Source organism: Nocardia vaccinii NBRC 15922 (genome assembly GCF_001613305.1).
In the GTDB taxonomy this organism is placed as follows: Bacteria; Actinomycetota; Actinomycetes; order Mycobacteriales; family Mycobacteriaceae; genus Nocardia; species Nocardia vaccinii.
In genome coordinates this window covers 64,118-82,565 of sequence record NZ_BDCC01000016.1, presented here as the reverse complement: position 1 = coordinate 82,565, position 18,448 = coordinate 64,118, and the positions used below count along the sequence as shown (strand labels likewise).

Sequence of the window (18,448 nt, the reverse complement as noted above, 5' to 3'; positions counted from 1 at the left end):
GAGCAGCACGCAATTCCGCGGACTCTGCCGAGGGTGTGCCTGGTCGTAGTCCGTGGTCGATGTCGTCCTGGCGCAACCATTTCGACAACATGCGCTGTCGGCGTCCGGACAGGCCCGGGGCTGCATCCTATTCGTCGCTTCGAGCGACTGCTCGCCGAGGCTCATGTCGGACGTCGGCTCACTGACACAAACGCCGCCAGGTATCACCTGGCGGCGTTTTGGCTTGTACCACAGGACAGGATCAGCGGTCCGCGGCGTCGATGGCGTTGTGTGCCTTGGTGCCGACTCCCAACCTTCTGATCCGTGGTCAGCCGGAATTTACATCCCATCTCCGGCAGCGATCAGCCGTGCATCACGACCTCGAGACGCGACGCGTCGGGGAAGTGGGTACTGAGGGTGGTCAGCTCGATCGCGATCCGTCCCGGGCCGGGGGCGAAGGATATCGAGTTGGTCTCGTTGTGGAACATGTGCCGGGACACGCTACCCACCCCACCGCTGTCCAAATTGCGCCAGTTGACGACCGCGACCAGCGACGACCCGCATCCGGCGCTGCCGGTGCCGGCGATGTCGTTGGTCTGGTAGCCGATGGAGACCTGGTTGCTGTCATCGAAGATGTTGGCCTTGGCGTTGATGGTCGTCGCGCACGGGCCGCCATCGAACTGTGCAGTCAGCGTCGGCATACCGGTGTGCGATTCGGCTGAGGCAGGCGCGGCCTGAAACAGAAGCGCGCTACCGACGGCAGCGAGGATGGAAACAAAGGCAGGAGCGTGCATGGTGTCCTCTCGTAGTTCAGGCCTTACACGCTATCGACACACGGGTTCAGGTTCCATCGACCGCACCACCCTCGGACTCCACCCTGACCCGGTAGGTGCCGGCGCAACCGTGCATCTTCCGGTGCAGCCCGAAGATGCCCTCCGGCGGGTGCGTCAGATTGGGGTACACCTCAACACCACCGAAGTCCGGCACTCAACTAGCGGAACCGATTTGGCCACAGGACTCGTCGGCAACAAGACGTCCGCCATCGATGAAACGTGGTCGGGTCTGCGCTTCGTCGTCCGCTGGCCGATCGGCACTGAATCGGAGGGGACGCTCCAACAGGGGTTCCGGTAGTGAGCGTGCGGAAAACAACGTCGGCGGTTACAGGCGAATGTCGACCGATCGAGCGGCCGCGGTGTCATACGCCATCCATGAGCCGAAACAGAAGCGCTCCCGCGAGGCGTGGAACCGCGTACTCGATTTCGGCGTGACACTGATCGAAGAGGGCGGCTACGAGGCGTTCACGATCGCTACCCTCTCCGAACGAGCGCAAGTCGCTGCGGATCCGTCGACAGTTTCCAAGTGTCCACCAGGTGTGGCTCGAGCCCGAACGCCCGCCAGATCCGCGAAATCGACGACTGCGACAGGCCGGTCGCGGCGGCCATTCCCCGTGTCGACCAGTGCGTATCCCCACCCGCCGGGGTGCGCTCCAGCGTGGTCACGATGCCCCCCTCGACGTGATCATCGGTGATCGTGCGCGACGCGCCGGGTCGCGGCTCGCCTACCAAGCCCTGCAAGCGATTTCGCACGAACCGGCCCCGCCGCCGGACCACAGTCTGCTCCCCCGTCCCCAGCGCCACCGCCACATCCTTGTTGACTGCTCCCTGCGCACACGCCAACACGATCCGCGCCCGCACCCCAGCTTCGAATCGCCCTTCGCCCATCGAACAAGCACGTCACACTCTATATCGGGCAGTGCAATCTCAGCCTTCGGCCGCCCCGTTCGCGCCAGCCACAAACACTAGCAACTTACAGCGCTAAACAGCGACTCAGGACGCTAGCGGGATCCCGTCCCGTCGGCGTGTCGTTCGCGCGACACGCCGACGGGTTTTTCAGATTGGCAACACTCCAAACAGTCTGATCGCTCGTGGTGACGAAATACCAGGCAAGCGATTCAGTCGCTGTCTACCGCTCGGGAGAGGCGCTGATAACCAGACCGTAAGCACGCCGGTCGCGTCGGCCACTGAGATCGATGGTGACGGACTTCTGCTCGGTGAACTCATCGAGAGCGTCCGGCCCGAGTTCGCGACCGATCCCACTCTGCTTGTATCCGCCGAAGGGCATGTGACGCGAGATGGTGTGCCAGTCGTTGATCCACACTGAACCGGCCTCGAGTTGTTCGGCGACAGTAAGGGCGCGCTGCACGTCCTGGCTCCAGACCCCGGCGGAGAGTCCGTACTCGGTATCATTGGCGATCTGGATGGCCTCGTCGACCGAGCTGTAGCGTAGTACCGAAAGGACCGGACCGAAGATTTCCTCACGCGCGATGCACATGTCGTTGGTCACCCCGGTGAAAATCGTTGGTTCGACCCAGAATCCACGTTCGTATTCCGGGCCGATCGGGCTGCCGCCTCCGAGGACCACCTCGGCGCCTTCACGCTTGCCTCGTTCGATGTAGTTGAGGATGCGGTCGCGTTGGAGGGCGCTCATTACCGGGCCGATGTCGGTCGAGGGGTCCAATGGATTGCCGATCTTCAGGGTCTTAACCCGTCGGATCAGCCGGTCGACAAATTCATCGTGCAGCAAGTCGGGCAACAGCAGACGGGTGCCCGACTCGCAGGCCTGCCCCGCATGCAGCAAAAAGGCAAAGATCGAACCGTCGACCGCGACATCGAGATCGGCGTCGTCGAGTACAATGTTGGGTCCCTTTCCGCCGAGTTCGAGGGTGACCTTCTTGATCGAGTCGGCGGCCTCCCTCATGATCTGGCGGCCGGTCACGGTCGAACCCGTGAATGAGAGCTTACGGACGTCGGGATGGCGGACCAGGTGTGCGCCGACGGTCGGTCCGTCCCCTGTCACGACGTTGTAGGCACCGTCGGGTAGACCCGCCTCTCGGAGAATCGTGGCGAGTTCGAGGGCGCCGATCGGGGTTTTCTCGTCGACTTTGAGAACCACCGTGTTGCCCGCGGCCAGCGCCGGGATCGACTTCCAAACGGCAATCACAAGTGGAAAGTTCCACGGTACGATGCCGCCACACACACCGAGCGGCTCACGGCGGACGAATCCTGTGTGCAGCACCTGCCCGGTGACCGGACCAGGTCGTTCCCACTCGTAGCGGCGAAGCAGGTCGGCGAAGTGCTGAACGTGCTCGAGAGGGAAACCGACGGTGAGCGCCTGAGATAGCCGGAACGGTGCACCATTTTCCCGCGCCCCGAGTTCGGTCAGCTCGTCCATCCTCTCTGCGAGCGTCGCCACGACACGGTCTAGTACCTCCGCGCGACGCACGGCCGGAGTGTTCCGCCATTCACCGCTGCGGTGGGCCCCCAGAGCGGCAGCAACGGCGGCGTCGACGTGCTCGGTCGTTCCCTTGGCGGCCGTCGCGACGATTTCCTCCGTCGCCGGATCGATCACGGTGTAGTGCTCATCGGTGTCGATCCATTCACCGCCGATGAACATCCGGTAGTGCCTTGCACCGGGACGAGCCGTCGGCTGCCCCGCATCGAGTGTCTGTGTCATTTCTCCCATTTCTCTACCTACGTTCGTCGAGTCTCGGCCACGGGGTCAGGACACTACGACGAGGAGGATCCCCGTGGTGTCCAGTTTTTTGGACACATTTGGGTGGCTGGGGCTGGCACGGTCTGGGGTGCCTGAGCAATATCGCGTGGGTTCGAGGAGGAACCAATGAAGACCAAGGCCGCGGTCATACACGAAGTAGGCAAAGCAATCGAGATCGAGGAGCTGGATCTCAACGGCCCCGGTGCCGGCGAAGTGCTGGTGCGCTATACCCATGCAGGGTTGTGTCACTCGGACGTACACCTCAAGCACGGCGACCTGCCTGCCCGTCTCCCGATGGTTTTGGGTCACGAGGGCGCAGGGATCGTCGAGGACGTGGGCATCGGCGTGACTCGGGTCAAGCCGGCAGACCACATCGTGTGTTCGTTTATTCCCACCTGCGGGAAGTGCCATTGGTGCGCGACCGGACAGCAGGCGATTTGCGATATGGGTGCGACGATCCTGGAGGGTAGTCTCCCTGGCGAGCGCTGGCCATTGACCGGACCGCGCGGGCAGTACGGTGCCATGTGTATGTTGGGCACGTTTTCGCAATACGGGGTTATTCACGAAACTTCGGCGGTGCCGATCCGCGGGGACCTGCCGTTGGAGCAGGCTGCTCTGGTCGGCTGCGGCGTGCCGACGGGCTGGGGGTCGGCGGTGAACGTCGCTGGTGTACGGCCCGGTGACACCGTCATCATCTACGGTGTCGGCGGCATAGGCATGAATGCGGTACAGGGCGCGCGCAGCGTGGGGGCCACGAATATCATCGTGGTCGACCCGATCCAGTGGAAGCGGGAGAAGGCAACCTCTGTGTTCGGCGCGACGCACGCGGTGGAAAAGGCCGAGGACGCCCAGCAACTCGCCATCGACCTCACCTACGGTGTTGGTGCCACGAGCGCGATCATCACGGTCGGAGTGGCGGATTCCGAAGTGGTGGAACAGGCGTTTCGGGCCATTTCCAAGGGCGGAACGATTGTCGTTACCGCTGTCGGCAAGTTCGGCGAGAACACCGTAGTGTTGCCCAGCGCGGAGCTGACGTTGTTCCGCAAGACCGTCAAAGGAACGGTGTTCGGGGATTGCAACCCGACGTCAGACATCCCTCAGATCTTGGACATGTACCAAGGTGGCAGACTCAAACTCGACGAGTTGATCACCGAACGGTTCGCCCTCGAACAGGTCGACGAAGCATACGATCGGCTGCTCGCCGGTGAGATACTGCGGGGCGTGATCGTGCACGAGCACTGAGGACAGCTGACCGGTGGCGGCTTCCACGTAGCCGCCACCGGCATCAGACCTCGATGCCCAACCAGTGAATTTTGTTGTACAGCGTCGATCGGCTCATGCCGAGCGCTTCGGCCGCGCGCCTCTTGTTCCCGCGTGCGGATTCCAATGCGGACAGGATCGTGTCGATCTCCGCCTGTTCCACCGCGGTGTTCACGGCGCGACCGGTCCGATAGTGCGCCGGCAGGTCCGCGACAACCACGTCCCCGCAGGAACGACGCACTGCCAGCGTCTCGATCACCCTGCGTAGTTCGGCGAGGTTCCCCGGCCACTGCTGTCCGGCGAGTGTCCTCAATACCGCGGGTGTCAGCCGGGGCGCCGGTCCCGGTCGGTCGGCCAGCATCCTCTGGGCCACCGCGGGGATTTCATGCCGGCGGAAACGGAGAGGAACAAGGTCGATTCGTTCAGCGCAGATTGCATTGAGCGAGGCATGGGAGCCGGCGAGATGTTCGCCGGGAGTAGAGGTCAGCGCCACGAGTCGTGTGGTACTTCTGATTGTGTTGGAGAGCAGGATGAGTGCTCGCTCGCTCAGCAGATGAATGTTTTCGATCACCATTGCGGCGCCGTCGCGATCAAGCATCCAGCAGACGCGCTCGGACCAGACTGTCTCACCGACTGTAGCGGTCGCCGCCGCGTCCATAGTGACGGGCACGTCGCTGCCGAGGTGGGCGCGCGCGGTGCTCGTCCGTCCGGTACCTGCTTCGCCGACCACCAACAACGGCCATTGCTGAGTCGTTGGTTTCAGATAGGACCGGTGCCCCCGCGCAAACAATTCGACTAAGAAACCCGCGGTGTCCTCGACCGGCTCGATTCGCACCCGCACCCTGAGACCTGACGAGAGTGTCACCGATGGGTGCTCGCTGGCTCGCGTCCCAGACAACTCGGCCAATGCGCGCAGCGTCTCATGGTCGGTGTGGTCGAGCATGTCCAACGCGGACCTGGTGGCGAGCGCAACCCGATGTCCGATGGCTAGGACAGCGCACCGCTGAAGCCGGACCCGCTTTTCGAAGGCTTGTGCGAGGATGCGCGCCGCCGACGGGGAACGGGCAATCAGCTGGTCCTGTATGTCCCGCACGACCCGCCGGGCCAGGACCGAGTAGAGCGGATGATAGTTGTCTTGGTGGCTGCTGAGGTTGAGCACGCCGAGCAGACGATGGGTAAGCGGGTGGAATACGGGTGCTCCGTAGCAGTCGAAATCTCTGAATGACTGTGCGAAGTGTTCGCTACCGCGGACCGCGACCTCACGGCGAAGCTCGCCCGCGGTACCCACAGAATTAGTCCCGATGTCTTCCTCGCCGAGCCGCACGCCGATCTCGACACCGACCTCGGCGATTGCCTCATGAAGACGGCTCTCGGTGCACCGGATATCGACCACCCGGTAATCCGCGTCGGCCAATAGCACGGCAGCGGCGGCGGTATCCAGATCGGTGCGGGCACGCTCGAGTGCCAGCCCGGCAGCGTCGCTCAACAGAGACGTACCGATCAGCTCCACTTGTTCGTGTGTAGGTCGCAGTTTCGGGTGCAGGCCGTAGAGCTGCGAGCGACGCCAGGAATTGGCGATCTCCGGACGAGGCGAACCGGTGTTTTTCAACATTGAACTCCTTTCCGCCACGGCGCGTGGCCACCCGGTAGAGTTTGTTATCTATTTGCTCTAGGTGGATACCGGTGCACGGCTCGGAAGGCTGGCTCGCCCAGTGTTCCGAAGGCTAATCGTTCACACTGTTCATGATCCATGTGATCAGGCTGTCGTGAGTCCGTCGCTCGTGGCGATGATGTGCTTGACCGCGATCGGAATGCCCAGCAACGGCGTCGGACACCGGCACGGCGCAGCTCTTGGTCAGTTCGACGCCGGTCAGCGTCCTGGAATTCATAGCGGCCATGGTGTCGGAAACGGTGAAGGGCTGTTCATGCGGAACTCCAGGCGGCTTTGGGTCGGATGCACCTGATGGTGGCGGTGTCGATCCGAACGTTGACTGTGATCATGAGGCGAGTCGATTCGCCGCACGGCGACCCGTCTCGCTGGAATGCCGGATTGCTGTGATCGGTCGGAACGCGAGGCGAGTCGGCCGGCCCTGACAACAAAGATAGGTCATACCATTGTGATTGTGGGCCGATTCCCGAAAAGGGTGGGGGTGCGAGGGCCCTGCTTCAGCCGACGCAGGCGTTATCGCGCCATTGCGTGTGGGCGGGTGTCCACTCTGCGCGAAGGTTGCGCGGCCGCTTCGCCGCCTGTTGTCCGTGCCAGTCGGGGCGGAGGGCTCCGGGCGGACGCGGGTCCATTACGTCATCCGTCGTAGCGAATCGGCCAGTGATGCGTCGGTCTTTGCTCGCTGGTCCAGCAATCCAGCGTGTGCCTGCTGATCACCAGCTACCAGGCTCAGCGAGTGCTCGGGGCTGCACCGCCACGACGAACACGACCAGTGGGTCAGCTTGCTCGTTGAGATACTGGTCCCCGCTTGAAGTCACTGCGATCGAGAAGCTTGGAGTTGGCGAACGAGATCGGGGCTGCTGCACGTTCAGGTGACAGTGTCACCTCTCCGCGCAGCAGCCCCGTTCTTGGTTGTTGGTGGGTGTTGCTGGTTGTTGTTTGTTGCTGTTCGTGGGTCTGTGACGTCCTGTGGATGTCCTGATACCGATGCGATTTGCCCATGTCCCGTGGCTGTTTCGGGCGATCCGGTGGTGCTGAACTGGGCTGCGCGAGGCTTCGGCGACCGGATCGTCTGCTTTGTGCCAATAAATGCGTCACAGGGGGTTCAGTCAGGCCGTCAGTGTCCACGCCGACTTGCTCCGCCAGGTGGACGGTGACCTGCGGCGGCTCAACTTTCCACATCGCGCGCGACTCGCAGCGCAAGGCGTGACTTGCCGGCCGGTGAAGAATCCCTGGTCGGCCACTCCGGACCGCTGTCGGAAAAACATGTCGAAAAGTCTTGCTGTGCAACAAGTCCTGTCGGACCTTTCTCGTACAGTCACGCCCATGACCGACATCTCCGCCGCGACGCCGGCGCTCGTCCTTGACGGTGACGCCCTCGACCCGATCGGCGGAGGCGGTGCCCTCGTCGGCTACGCCCGGGTCTCGACCGCGGGCCAGCTGCTCGGCCGCCAGCTCCACGCGCTCACCGCGGCCGGGTGCCAGAAGGTGTTCGCGGACAAGAAATCCGGCAAGAACGTCGAGCGCGGAGAACTGTGGCACTGCCTGGACTACCTGCGGGCCCGGGGACACCCTCGTGGTGCCCGCGCTGGATCGGCTCGGCCGCTCGCTGCAGGATCTGATCTCGATCGTCGCCGGACTCCGCCAGCGCGGCATCGGATTCCGGTCCCTGCACGAGGCCCTGGACACCACAACTCCGGGCGGACGCCTGGTCTTCCATGTGTTCGCCGCGCTCGCGGAGTTCATCCGCGAGCTGATCGTCGACGGCACCAATGAGGGCCTGGCCCGGGTTCCGGTAGTAATCGCCGAAAAATACAACGGATATCGGCGTAGCCGCTGGTAGTAGGCAGCGTGGCGAGGCTACGGAATCGTCTTGTCGAGATCCCGGTAAGGGACATAACCGCTGGTCAAGTCGTTGTCGTTGTTTCCGTGCGATTACTACCGGACCCCAAATTTCGTTGCACCCGCGCGCTTTTCGCGAGATTGGCCTGGTCTGGTCCGCGGACCGGCCGCTGGCGCCGGCGGTCCGCGCGTTCGGTGACTATGCCGAGAGCGGGGCCGTGGGTGCCTGGTCGGTGCGGGCAGGCCGCGGCCCGATCGTCCTCACCGCGTGACGGGCTTCGGGCCCGGTTGCGGGCCGGTGTTCAGCTGTTCGGGTAACACGGTGAAGTGGCGGACGAAACCGGACAGGACGGGCAGGTCCTTCGGTGTGGTCCACTCGCCGAGCAGGTCGCCGGTGACGGTGTCGCTGTAGAGATAGTGACCGTGCGTGGGTTCGTCGAGGTCGTAGGCATCCAGGTAGATCCGCCATCGGCCGTCGGGGAGCGGGATCACGCACTGTCCCTCACGCGGTTGTCCCGGGCCCGGTCCGCCCCAGCGCGCCCAGTTCCCGGTTCGCGCGAACGTGTACGGGCCGACCAGGCGGTCGGCCACCGCGACCTCGACGTTCTTGGTCGATTCGTTCTTGACGAACGCGTAGTAGCGTCCCTGCGACAACGTGACCGTGGTGTCGATGTAGCCGAGGCCGCCCGGTGCGGGAAGGAAGCCTGCCAGCGGTATGGGCGTGGTCCAATGCAGCCGGCTCAGCGATGAGGTGGTCGCGGTCATGACGCAGGGACGGAAGACCGTGCCGTCGTTGATGTTCACCAGGACGCTGACCGTGCCGTCACGGTCGACGAACCATTCCGGCGCCCAGGTATGGGTGACACCGCCGAACGGAATCGTGTACTCGTACAGGAACTCCCAGTGGATCCGGTCGCGGCTGCGAGCGAACCCGATGGTGTTGCCGCCCCATGCGGTCGTGTACGTCACGTAGTACTCGCCGTCGATGTGACGAAAGACGCTGGGGTCGCGGCACAAGCCCTTCTTGGTCGTGGCCGCCGCTACCGGGGTGTCGGCGGGGTCGGCGTCCGGCGGACGGTAGGCGTCGGCCTGGACGAGCCGGAAATTCGTTGCGTCGGTGGATTCGTAGACCCACATATCGGTCTGGCTGGCGTTGGTGAACGCCGTCATCGTGTATCGGATCGGCGGGGCGGCGGCCACTGCGCGTCGGGATGCCGCAACGCTCAACGGTACGCTCGCTGCCAGGGCGAGCATCGCTCTGCGGGACAGCCCGATCGACGTCATATGCGGATTATTCAGCCCGTGAACGCTGAATGATTGCTGACACACCGCGCGTGGTGGGTAGATCGATATGCTGCTGTTGTGATGGCAGCACAGGCCGCCGACGCCGGCCGTCCCGGGCGGCCGCCGGACTCTGCTGCGTGGGCCGTGGAGATGAAATGGCATGCGCACCATCTGGTCTGCGAGCCGGGGCGATGCCGTCTCTACAGGGGTTCAGGAAGTAATCGCGCGAAAGACAACGACAACGGCTTGACAAGCAACGATGTGCCGTAGCGGCTCGGGCTGCGGACGTGCTCGGTTGGTACTTGGCTCGGCTGCCGAGAGGTCAATCGGTTGCTGGAAGCTAGGGGGAGCGTCAAACGCGGGCCACGCGTACCAACACGGTGATCGGGGCCGCGGCCACGATCGCGCCGGCCGCGATGAGAGCCGTTGCCGCCCAGCCGAACCAGCTCACCGCGGCATTCAAACCATCCCCGCAGGCCATGCGCGAACTCAACAGCCTCATCGGCCCCGACGCGTCCCGCACCCACTGACCAGCAACTACGCCATATCCGCCCGAAATTCGGCCGATACAACGGCGACCCCCTTTTGTGCGATCTCTGCCAGTCGTTCCCACGCCGGCGAGGTGATTCCGACGGATTCGCTGACCAGGCGGGTCAGTTTCGGGTCCAATGCCGGGGTTGTCCGGTCGGCTCCGGTGTGTCGGGCGGTCTGCCACCGTCGGGTGCGGTCGGCGAGGTCCATCAGGCGTGGATCGTCGGGAGACCAATCGAATGCCGCGTCGTAGTCGAGGTAGATCGCCCGGAATTGGGGGTCGTCGATGGCGTCGAGCTTGTCGGCGATCCAGGCCGACGCCTGGTCCGGAGCGACCGATTGCATCAGAATCCAGAGGTCACGCTCCATCCGGACTGCCCGATCGCTGCCCCCGAGTTGTTGCAGGCGGTCGAGGTAGTCGGCGACGTCGGTGGACACGAACAGGCGGTCGCCGGAGCCCAATTCGGCGATCTGTTCGCGGGTTCGGCGGATCTCCTCGGCGCGGTCGGCGAGTGCGCGGTCGATCTCGGCGATCGCTGCCGCGAACTCGTCGGAGTTCGCGGTGAGCAATTGCTTGACACGGGCCAAGGGAACACCGGCGTGTGCCAGTGTCTTGATCTTGACCAGTTCGATGGCGTCTTCGGCGCGGTAGCGGCGATAGCCGGACGAGTCGCGCGCCGGCTCGGGCAGCAGTCCGCGCTCGTGGTAGACGCGCACGGCCTTGATCGTCACCCCGGCATACCGTGCAAGCTGCCCAATCGTGATCATGCGCGTCTCCGTTCAGTGGTGTGTCATCCCGTGGCGGTCATCGCACCCGGGCGAACAACCGCCCGGCGAGATCGATTCCGGTCACGGCACCGGATTCGTCACGGGTGAAGAACCCTCGCTGTCCTACTAGACCACCCTCGGTGACGATGTACTCGTCCGCGTCGCCGGGCAGCAGACCGAAGACAGCCGGTGGCAGATCCGGCGGCATTTCGGTGTCCGCGGCGGCCCGGACCTCCGGTTTGATCGCACATCCGATCGTCGACTGTTTTCCGTCGGCGTCGAGGGTGAGCCGCATCATCTCGTTCTCGTAGTGACCGGCGATCTCCGCTGCCCGCGCCGTGTTGTAGGGCAGCGGTTGCGGGTCGGGCTCGACCACGCCGAGGTAGTGTTCGAGCACCCAGTTCACCACGGTCCGGTTGAATGCGAGGCCCGCGTCCGGGCCCGCGTTCGATGTCACGGCGACGGCGAAGTTCCGGTCCGGCACGATGAGTAGGTCGGCGAATTGGCCATTGCCCGATCCGCCGTGCCCGATGGTCGCGACACCGTCCACCTCGCGCAGGAACCAGCAGATGCCGAACCCGTCACCCAGTGTGCTGCCGCGCAACTCCACAGTCTGCTGCCGCATCCGGTGCAGCAACTCGGTGGGCAGAATACGCTCGCCGGTCTCGGTCCGGCCGTCGCCGAGATGAAACCGTGCCCAGCGCAACAGATCACTTACCGACGTCGCCACGCCGCCGCCGGGGTTGTTGGCGCGGTTGTCCTTCCACTGCTGGGCGACCGTGAGCAGGCCGTCGGCATCGACGTTGTGTCCCACAGCGAACCGCCGGGGCATGACGTCGTTGACCGCGTAGCGGCTGTGTTCCAGTCCGAGCGGTTCGAACAGCAGCGATGCGATGGCCCGTTCGAAGGTCGATCCGGTGACGGTCTCGATGGCCCTGCCGGCCAGGTTGAACCCCGCCTGACTATAGGACGCCCGCGTTCCCGGTTCCGCGATCAGCGGCGATTCGCCAAGTTTCACCGCGTGCCGCGCCAAAGCGTCGTCGCCTTCGCCGGTATCGACGCCGAGCTTCCACTCCAGCCCGGCCGTATGGTTGAGCAGCCGCATTACGGTGATCTCGTCCGCGGCCGCATCGGTGGGGGCGAATTCCGGGACATACCGCCGCACCGGCGCATCCAACTCCACCCGGCCCTCGGCGGCCAACCGCATCAACGCTGTCGCGGTGAACGTCTTACTCACCGATCCGACCACGAACATCGTGTCCCGGTCCACCGGAAGCGGATTGTTCATGCTTGTCACCCCGTGGCACGCGAAGTCCTCTCGAACACTGGCCAAGACGCCGACCGCGACACCCGGTATACCCAACTTCTGCGCCGACGCCGCTGCGAATTCCGACAACTCCTGTGCTGTTTCGTTCATGCCACCATGCTCGAACCTTAACCCCGGGGCAAGGTCAAGCCGTAGGGCGAAGCTCCCTCCGGCAACGGCCGCCAGGCCGGTGGCAGGCCCCGAACAGCACACGTCGGAAAGCGCCCTACAAGCACAACTATCAGTCGGCGTCCAGAACCGGGAGAGACACCCCGGCAAACAGGATGAACGCCAGCACCACAAGCCCGACGTCTGCCAAGAAGACCACGTAGGTCAAGCAGGACGATTACGAAGCAAGGTTCCAGCAGGCGCTCAGCGAATTGCACATCGCCAAGGAGATGCCGCCGTTCGTCCAGGGCAACCGGTCGGCGCCCGTGCCCACGGTCGGTGAGCGGGAGTTGCAGCGGATGACGCACCAGCTCTTCGACGAGGTCGAGGGGCAGTGCGCGTTCTACACCGAGCGTCTCGGCATGGACGTGATGTGGGTGCTCGAATGGCTGAAGAAGTACTGGTCGGCATGGAATGGCGGCGTCAACGAGGACTTGGTGCGCGAGACCGTCTCCGAGGACTGCCGGTACAAGGACCCGCTGTCGTTCGGCCGGACGATGGTCGGGATCCAGGCGTTTATCGACTACAACCAGGCGTTCTACGACGCGTCCCCGGACATGGCCTACTACCTGATCCCCGGCGAGGTCTCCCTGCAGGTTTCGCCCAAGGGCGAGGTCATCTTCATGGGGCGCTACGTCGGGTGCGGGCACTGGGACTATCCGCTGCGGATGTATCCGTTCACCCCGGGCTCGCCCGCGATCCCCGGGACCGGCGCGTACATCCAGGGGTACCCCGTCGACCGGTACCACTTGGACCCCATTACCCACAAGGTGATCCGGGGCGAGACGCTGTGGGACCCGTTTGAACTGCTGCAGATCCAGAAGCTGATGCCGGCCGACACCAGTCTCGCGTTCAAGGCGATGGTCGGGGCGGGCAAGCTCGTGACGCCCGCGGTCAAGCTGGCCCGCCGGTTCGGCGGAAACTGACCACGACGCCACGATGACCAGCTCCACGACGACGTCCGGTCCCGTGGCGATGTCCGGCGGCGGGGCGGTGGCGAGCGCCACCGTCCCGCCGCCCGGCCGGCCGAGCACTTCGGGACGTTGACGATGACCCGCCAGGCGGTCCAGAAGGGAACCGGCTCCCGGACCATCCTGGGCGAGACGTCCGATGAGCGCCACGCCCGCCACCGCGACGCGCTGATCGACGCTGCGCTCACAATCGCCCATGAGAGCGGGCTCGCGGCCGTCGGTGTGCGGAGCCTGTGCGCCCACACCAAGCTCAACCAGCGCTACTTCTACGAGAGCTTCGACACGGTCGACGACGTCCTGATCGCCGCGCTCGACACGATCGTCGGCGAGCTGCTCGTCGCCGGGTTCGCCGCGCTGCACGACCGCCGCCACCGCGCCCTGCTCGCACGCGCACAACACGGCATGAGCATCGCGCTCGGCGTCATCCTCGACGACCCGCGCAAAGCCACCCTGATCGGCGCGATCAGCGGCGGCCCCGAACCCCTGCAGAACGCCTTTCGCCAACGGATCGCCCAGGTCGCCGACGTGAGCCTCGCAGATCCCGAAGCGGCCGAGCAGGGGTTCGATCGCGCCACCGCCATCTACGTCGCAACGGGAAGCGCCCAGCTCATCGTCGCGTACCTCGCCGGCGAGCTGGACCTCGACCGCGACGCGCTGGCCGACAAGCTCGCCCGGCTCGCGATCGGCGCCTTGGGACACCACATCAGCTGACCTGCCGCTTCGAAGCCCGGATCGACCCGACGGGAAACCGACCCTCACCGTCCGCCCAGTACGGCACTGGGAAGCGGTGGCGTGCAAGGTATGTGGCGCCGACGACGCCGGCCTCTCCGCAAGAGTGGCGGCCGACGTGCTCGGTCACCCCGATCCCTGTGACTGAAGAGGAATCGGAGGAGCCCGGGGGCCGCGGTGGCTGCGGTGTGGATGGACGAGCAGATCCGCCGGTGGGCCAGAAAGGCTACGGGAGCTGACCGACTTCGCCAACCGTCCGCGCCAGAGGTGTCGCGCTCGAGTCCTCCACGAACACCGGTCGAGTGTCACGAACGCGACTCGCGGAATGGCCCCGGAGACTCCGTCTCCGGGGCCATTCTCGTCGATACATCGACTACCTGGTCGAGTTACCCGAGGTAGATCCGCAGCGGATCGGTATGTTCGGAATCAGCATGAGCGGCTACTGGGGTTCGCGGGCTGCGGCGACCGACCGGCGACTGGCGGCGTTGGCGGCGTTCGAAGCGCCGACCGGCGACTTCGCAACGATCTTTGAACGCGCTCAGCCGACGTTCAAGAACAACTTCATGTACATGTCCGGTTATATCGATGAGAGCGCATTCGACCGTGAATTGGCGGGCTGCATGCCTCTGGGATCCCTGGTCACGAAGATTCTCTGCCCAGTGTTGTACGGCATCGGCGAATTCGATGAGTTGACGCCACTCGAGCAAGCGTTGGCGAATTACGAACTTGTTCGTGCCCCCAAAGAGATTCGAGTCTATGAAGGCGAGTTTCATCCACTCGGTGGGGTGGCCGCCGAGGTGTTCCGGTTCGGTGCGGAATGGCTGGAGCGGGCTTTGTCGGGGGACTTCGCGCAGCCGGGTCGCGATGTGCGCCACTACGTGCACCGCGATGGGCGCACGACCGACGGCACCGCCGACCCGGATCGGTGGCTCGGTGCCGTGCCGTCCGTGGTTCAACAGGCGCGTTCTGCGCGATCGGCACAGGATTGACGTTCACTGCCGACCAGCGCAGCCGGCCAGGTTGAATCAGGCTGTGACCATAGGTGATTCGAGCACGGTGTCCAGCTCCGATCGATAGTGGTCAAGAGCGCAGCACACATGTGTTGTGGAAGTGGAGGTCTGCATTCGGCGCGCTGCTCTGTCCTGGCCAATGACAGGGTTCGCGCCGTGGTGTCGGCTCGGGACCGCCGGTCCTCAGTGTCGGCTGAGGAGTTGATGAAGAGGCTCGCGCGGCCTACCCATGATGCTCGTGTACCAGTGAACCGCCCGATTGGCTTGCTCGGGTGGGGGAGGCAACGTCCCCGAGGCATCAGCCGGAAGATCATCCCGTGGACCGAGGACCGCATGAACGCCATCTGGACAGCACTGCCCGACCGCAACAAAATCGTCATCCCTCTCGGTGCTGCTGCGGATGGGGGAGATCATGGGACTCTCACCCGATGACATTCGCCGCAAAGAACGGGTCTTCGTGGTGCAGGGTCGGACTGCGGCGGGATAGCCGTCGGATGAAGCTCGTCGGGCCGCGAGTTGCCCCACGCCGTGACAGTGATCAGGATCGGGGCCATGGATTTGGAACCACGTGTCCATCAGGAGTCGATCGAGATCGCGGCGAGTCCGGATGCGATCTCGTCTCCGACGTCGCCAGAACTGGTGAGTGGTCACCGGTGTGCAAGCGATGCTGGTGGGATGAGGGTGGCGGACCGCATGTCGGTGCACGGTTCACCGGCCGTAACGAGACATCCGAACGTACCTGGGAGACCACCTCGACTGTCACCGCAGCCGAAGCGGGCCGTGCGTTCGCTTGGGAGGTGGGGAAGGGATTCGTTCGCTGGGGCTACCGCATCGAGCCCCTGGGCGCGCGGACAAGACTGACCGAGAGCTGGACGTTCACCACCGCAGGACAGGAGTACTTCGTCGCTGTCTTCGGCGATGCTGCTCCGGCCCGGATCGACGGGGCTACCCGAACCGCGCACGACGGCATTCGCGCGACGCTGGAAGCGATCAAACGCATCGCCGAAGCGGCCGAGCGCGCCGACGACGCCCTGCTCGGCAACAACTAGTGCCACGTCTGAGAAGGTTGATGCTGTAACCCGCACCCAGGGGTGGCGGGTTGATCATCGGTCACCGAACGGTGATGCTGCCGGTGGAGGTGATGCCGGTGCTCGGAAATCGGATGTGTTGGTCATGGCTGTAACCCCGGAAGAGGGCCGGGGTGGTGTTCACAGGGCGCGTTCGCGCACGCCGCGGCTACCACCGCGATCACGGCGAGTGTGGGTGTCAGGACGCCGAGTGAGAGGTGCAGGGTGAACATGTCGCTGTTGAACGACCGTAGGAACGTCGCGGCGACTGCTGCCCCGGCGGCGACGCCGATGGGTGTCGCAAGGATTGTGGCGGTGAGGTTTTCCAGTGCGAGTGTGGCGGTCAAAGTCGCATTAGGCGCAGGTCAGGAACTTGAACCCCCGAACCGCTGTCAAGGTTCGGGGGTTCGCCGTGTTCACAGCCGATCACCGGTAGTACCTAACACCTCCCTACCTGTGGTTATGCGGCGACAGCAGCGCAGGAGGGTCGCGGAAGATCACATGCGGTCACGCCGAAATTTTGGGGTGGGTCAATTCTGATGCGTCACAGCGCTTGGAGGGCGGGGCGCTGTGGACATTGAAACGGCCTGACCGGATGCTTCTTTCGGGCAGTTGGTGGCTGAAGCCGATTGCCAGCGATGGATCGGCCGTCCATCGGTGATCTGGCGGCTGTCAACGGTCATTAGGAACTTGGCTTCGGGGATCGTCGATTCTTCCGGCAGCCAGGACGAGAACGTCTTGCTGGTCGGGAAATTCGCGGTCTTGCACCGCATGCGCCGGGTCGCCGAATCGCGGCCTGAGACTTCCACGGCCAGCAGCACTCGCAGCACTCCGGCGGGGTCCCAGCGTTGGGCTCGGGCGGTGGGCGGTGGCGATCACGTCGGGCGCGGCTTTGGGCAGATAGGGCAACCGCATCCGGCGGCAGATCTTGTCCAGCTCTTCGGGCAGCGCAGGGGCTTTCGGGGAACTCACGCGCCGAACTTCCCCAACCAGCGGTCCCGGGCTGGACAGAATGCGCCTCGTCGGCGCGCACCACCTCAGCCAAACTGGAGACCTGGCCAGATGATCGAGGAAATCTGATCGCCCCGACCTCCCGGGACCGTCGATCTGGCGACGTCGAAGAACGACATCAACTGGAGTTCCAACGCGCTTTCGTTGCGTTGGACGGTAATCCTTACCGGCTGACCTTGTCGTCGAGTCCGGCGGCCGGACCTGGATTGTCTGCGGTCGAATCCGAATGTCGATGCCGAGGTCGTTCCCGCGGGGTTTCTCCAGCCGCCGTAACGACATTGGTATGTGGCGACCATGGTCGATCGCGTTACCTTACGCCCCCCGCGGTTCTAGGCTGATGAGCTGTATCACCGCCGTGCAGAGAGGGTTTCATGCCGGACGTGTCCGAACCCACCCCAGTGACCGGGGTCCGAGTACCGGTCGGTGTGGACACCACACGAGCGAGTATCGCCCGCGTCTACGACGCGACTCTCGGCGGCAAGGACAACTACGGTGTCGACCGTTCGGTGCGTGACAAGGTTGCCGAAATCGCCCCGCGCCAAAGCGAAGTCGCGCGAATGAACCGGCAGTGGCTGCACCGCGTGGTCCGCTACCTGTCCGGGCCGATCGGCATCGACCAGTTCCTCGACATCGGCGCGGGTCTGCCGGCCGTCGGAAACACTCATGAGATCGCGCAGCAGCAGAACCCCACCGCGACCGTGGTCTACGTCGACAACGATCCTGTCTGCAACGTGCATGGCCGCGTTCTGCTCGAAAAGAACGAGTACACCCATTTCGTACCCGCCGACCTGACCGAGCCCGATACCCTGCTCACACACCCCGAGGTCGTCGCGCATCTCGACCTCACGCAGCCGGTCGCGCTGATCCTGTGCGGCATCCTGCACCACGTCGACGACGCCCTCGACCCCGTCGGCATAATGCGGCACTACATCGAGGCGATCCCGCCCGGCTCCTACGTGGCGATCACCCACTTCTGGGATCCCGCTGACGGATCCAAGGCCCACGACATGGCCATCAAACTCCAAGAGCGCTTCGTCGAAGCGGGCCTGGGCTCGGGGTGGTATCGGACTCGTAGCGAGATCACCGCCTTGTTCGGAGACCTCGAACTCATCGAGCCGGGTCTGGTCGAACTCGATGACTGGTGGCCCATGGGCCCGGCCCTGGAACCCCGTTGCACCGAAAAACGCCTACTGCTCGGCGGAGTCGGCCGCAAACCCGCAGAATCCAATTCGGTGACCCCTCTGCTGCGCGGCCGGCCCAAAACGTAGCGACCGCCACGAATCCACCAGCCCGAAAGACGAATT

Annotated in this window: 17 protein-coding genes and 1 pseudogene; 7 read left to right on the top strand and 11 right to left on the bottom strand. The window is 64.4% G+C overall.

The window, feature by feature from the left end:
• Nucleotides 1-341: 341 nt before the first annotated feature.
• The 3 genes from NV1_RS12205 to NV1_RS12195 form a co-directional block, all read right to left on the bottom strand.
• The gene (locus NV1_RS12205) at nucleotides 342-680 is read right to left on the bottom strand and encodes a hypothetical protein (protein WP_067889683.1); all 339 of its coding nucleotides are present in this window, start codon (nucleotides 678-680) and stop codon (nucleotides 342-344) included.
• Nucleotides 681-1,286: 606 nt separating this feature from the next.
• Nucleotides 1,287-1,700, bottom strand: coding sequence for a helix-turn-helix domain-containing protein (locus NV1_RS12200; protein ID WP_084525316.1), 414 nt, complete (start codon nucleotides 1,698-1,700; stop codon nucleotides 1,287-1,289).
• A gap of 241 nt (nucleotides 1,701-1,941) precedes the next feature.
• A complete protein-coding gene (locus tag NV1_RS12195) occupies nucleotides 1,942-3,432 on the bottom strand; it encodes an aldehyde dehydrogenase family protein (RefSeq protein WP_084525315.1) in 1,491 nt (496 codons plus the stop codon).
• A 225-nt stretch (nucleotides 3,433-3,657) separates the two neighbouring features.
• Here NV1_RS12195 and NV1_RS12190 point away from each other — a divergent pair, with 225 nt between their 5' ends.
• The gene (locus NV1_RS12190; RefSeq protein WP_067889673.1) at nucleotides 3,658-4,773 is read left to right on the top strand and encodes an NDMA-dependent alcohol dehydrogenase; all 1,116 of its coding nucleotides are present in this window, start codon (nucleotides 3,658-3,660) and stop codon (nucleotides 4,771-4,773) included.
• Nucleotides 4,774-4,816: 43 nt separating this feature from the next.
• Here the strand turns inward: NV1_RS12190 and NV1_RS12185 are convergent, their stop codons facing one another.
• The gene (locus tag NV1_RS12185) at nucleotides 4,817-6,403 is read right to left on the bottom strand and encodes a helix-turn-helix domain-containing protein (protein ID WP_067889670.1); all 1,587 of its coding nucleotides are present in this window, start codon (nucleotides 6,401-6,403) and stop codon (nucleotides 4,817-4,819) included.
• A gap of 831 nt (nucleotides 6,404-7,234) precedes the next feature.
• Nucleotides 7,235-7,999 (bottom strand): hypothetical protein, encoded by a 765-nt coding sequence (locus tag NV1_RS45640; protein ID WP_245713684.1) that lies wholly within the window; start codon nucleotides 7,997-7,999, stop codon nucleotides 7,235-7,237.
• Here NV1_RS45640 and NV1_RS12180 point away from each other — a divergent pair.
• Nucleotides 7,898-8,300, top strand: a pseudogene (locus NV1_RS12180) (recombinase family protein). The gene NV1_RS45640 and the pseudogene NV1_RS12180 overlap by 102 nt on opposite strands.
• Nucleotides 8,301-8,560: 260 nt before the next feature.
• Here NV1_RS12180 and NV1_RS12175 read toward each other — a convergent pair.
• From NV1_RS12175 to NV1_RS12165, 4 genes are all read right to left on the bottom strand, one after another.
• The gene (locus tag NV1_RS12175) at nucleotides 8,561-9,583 is read right to left on the bottom strand and encodes a glycoside hydrolase family protein (RefSeq protein WP_218026962.1); all 1,023 of its coding nucleotides are present in this window, start codon (nucleotides 9,581-9,583) and stop codon (nucleotides 8,561-8,563) included.
• A 352-nt stretch (nucleotides 9,584-9,935) separates the two neighbouring features.
• A complete protein-coding gene (locus NV1_RS45100) occupies nucleotides 9,936-10,076 on the bottom strand; it encodes a hypothetical protein (protein ID WP_218026961.1) in 141 nt (46 codons plus the stop codon).
• Nucleotides 10,077-10,120: 44 nt separating this feature from the next.
• Nucleotides 10,121-10,882: a MerR family transcriptional regulator gene (locus NV1_RS12170; RefSeq protein ID WP_067889667.1), complete on the bottom strand. Its 762-nt coding sequence runs from the start codon at nucleotides 10,880-10,882 to the stop codon at nucleotides 10,121-10,123.
• Nucleotides 10,883-10,919: 37 nt separating this feature from the next.
• Nucleotides 10,920-12,299: a serine hydrolase domain-containing protein gene (locus NV1_RS12165; protein WP_067889664.1), complete on the bottom strand. Its 1,380-nt coding sequence runs from the start codon at nucleotides 12,297-12,299 to the stop codon at nucleotides 10,920-10,922.
• 287 nt (nucleotides 12,300-12,586) lie between these two features.
• Here NV1_RS12165 and NV1_RS12160 point away from each other — a divergent pair, with 287 nt between their 5' ends.
• The 4 genes from NV1_RS12160 to NV1_RS12145 all read left to right on the top strand — a co-directional run bounded on the left by NV1_RS12160 (nucleotide 12,587) and on the right by NV1_RS12145 (nucleotide 16,115).
• The gene (locus NV1_RS12160; protein ID WP_067889807.1) at nucleotides 12,587-13,282 is read left to right on the top strand and encodes a nuclear transport factor 2 family protein; all 696 of its coding nucleotides are present in this window, start codon (nucleotides 12,587-12,589) and stop codon (nucleotides 13,280-13,282) included.
• A gap of 123 nt (nucleotides 13,283-13,405) precedes the next feature.
• The gene (locus NV1_RS12155; protein ID WP_067889661.1) at nucleotides 13,406-14,038 is read left to right on the top strand and encodes a TetR/AcrR family transcriptional regulator; all 633 of its coding nucleotides are present in this window, start codon (nucleotides 13,406-13,408) and stop codon (nucleotides 14,036-14,038) included.
• 320 nt (nucleotides 14,039-14,358) lie between these two features.
• Complete coding sequence (locus NV1_RS12150) at nucleotides 14,359-15,045, top strand: alpha/beta hydrolase (protein WP_281181821.1); 687 nt, start codon at nucleotides 14,359-14,361, stop codon at nucleotides 15,043-15,045.
• Nucleotides 15,046-15,494: 449 nt separating this feature from the next.
• Nucleotides 15,495-16,115: an SRPBCC family protein gene (locus NV1_RS12145; protein ID WP_307628830.1), complete on the top strand. Its 621-nt coding sequence runs from the start codon at nucleotides 15,495-15,497 to the stop codon at nucleotides 16,113-16,115.
• A 122-nt stretch (nucleotides 16,116-16,237) separates the two neighbouring features.
• Here the strand turns inward: NV1_RS12145 and NV1_RS43435 are convergent, their stop codons facing one another.
• On the bottom strand, nucleotides 16,238-16,480 hold the full coding sequence (locus tag NV1_RS43435; RefSeq protein ID WP_157116836.1) for a hypothetical protein: 243 nt from the start codon (nucleotides 16,478-16,480) through the stop codon (nucleotides 16,238-16,240).
• Nucleotides 16,481-16,663: 183 nt separating this feature from the next.
• Nucleotides 16,664-16,954, bottom strand: coding sequence for a hypothetical protein (locus tag NV1_RS45095; protein WP_218026960.1), 291 nt, complete (start codon nucleotides 16,952-16,954; stop codon nucleotides 16,664-16,666).
• A 570-nt stretch (nucleotides 16,955-17,524) separates the two neighbouring features.
• Between NV1_RS45095 and NV1_RS12140 the strand changes: the two genes are divergently transcribed.
• A complete protein-coding gene (locus NV1_RS12140) occupies nucleotides 17,525-18,412 on the top strand; it encodes an SAM-dependent methyltransferase (protein WP_245713678.1) in 888 nt (295 codons plus the stop codon).
• The last annotated feature ends 36 nt before the right edge of the window (nucleotides 18,413-18,448 follow it).

Bases quoted from the DNA above. Each gene is read 5' to 3' on its own strand.
- NV1_RS12205 (WP_067889683.1), bottom strand. From the start codon at position 680: ATGCCGACGCTGACTGCACAGTTCGATGGCGGCCCGTGCGCGACGACC.
- NV1_RS12200 (WP_084525316.1), bottom strand. From the start codon at position 1,700: ATGGGCGAAGGGCGATTCGAAGCTGGGGTGCGGGCGCGGATCGTGTTG.
- NV1_RS12195 (WP_084525315.1), bottom strand. From the start codon at position 3,432: ATGTTCATCGGCGGTGAATGGATCGACACCGATGAGCACTACACCGTG.
- NV1_RS12190 (WP_067889673.1), top strand. From the start codon at position 3,658: ATGAAGACCAAGGCCGCGGTCATACACGAAGTAGGCAAAGCAATCGAG.
- NV1_RS12185 (WP_067889670.1), bottom strand. From the start codon at position 6,403: ATGTTGAAAAACACCGGTTCGCCTCGTCCGGAGATCGCCAATTCCTGG.
- NV1_RS12175 (WP_218026962.1), bottom strand. From the start codon at position 9,583: ATGACGTCGATCGGGCTGTCCCGCAGAGCGATGCTCGCCCTGGCAGCG.
- NV1_RS12170 (WP_067889667.1), bottom strand. From the start codon at position 10,882: ATGATCACGATTGGGCAGCTTGCACGGTATGCCGGGGTGACGATCAAG.
- NV1_RS12165 (WP_067889664.1), bottom strand. From the start codon at position 12,299: ATGAACGAAACAGCACAGGAGTTGTCGGAATTCGCAGCGGCGTCGGCG.
- NV1_RS12160 (WP_067889807.1), top strand. From the start codon at position 12,587: ATGCCGCCGTTCGTCCAGGGCAACCGGTCGGCGCCCGTGCCCACGGTC.
- NV1_RS12155 (WP_067889661.1), top strand. From the start codon at position 13,406: ATGACCCGCCAGGCGGTCCAGAAGGGAACCGGCTCCCGGACCATCCTG.
- NV1_RS12145 (WP_307628830.1), top strand. From the start codon at position 15,495: ATGACATTCGCCGCAAAGAACGGGTCTTCGTGGTGCAGGGTCGGACTG.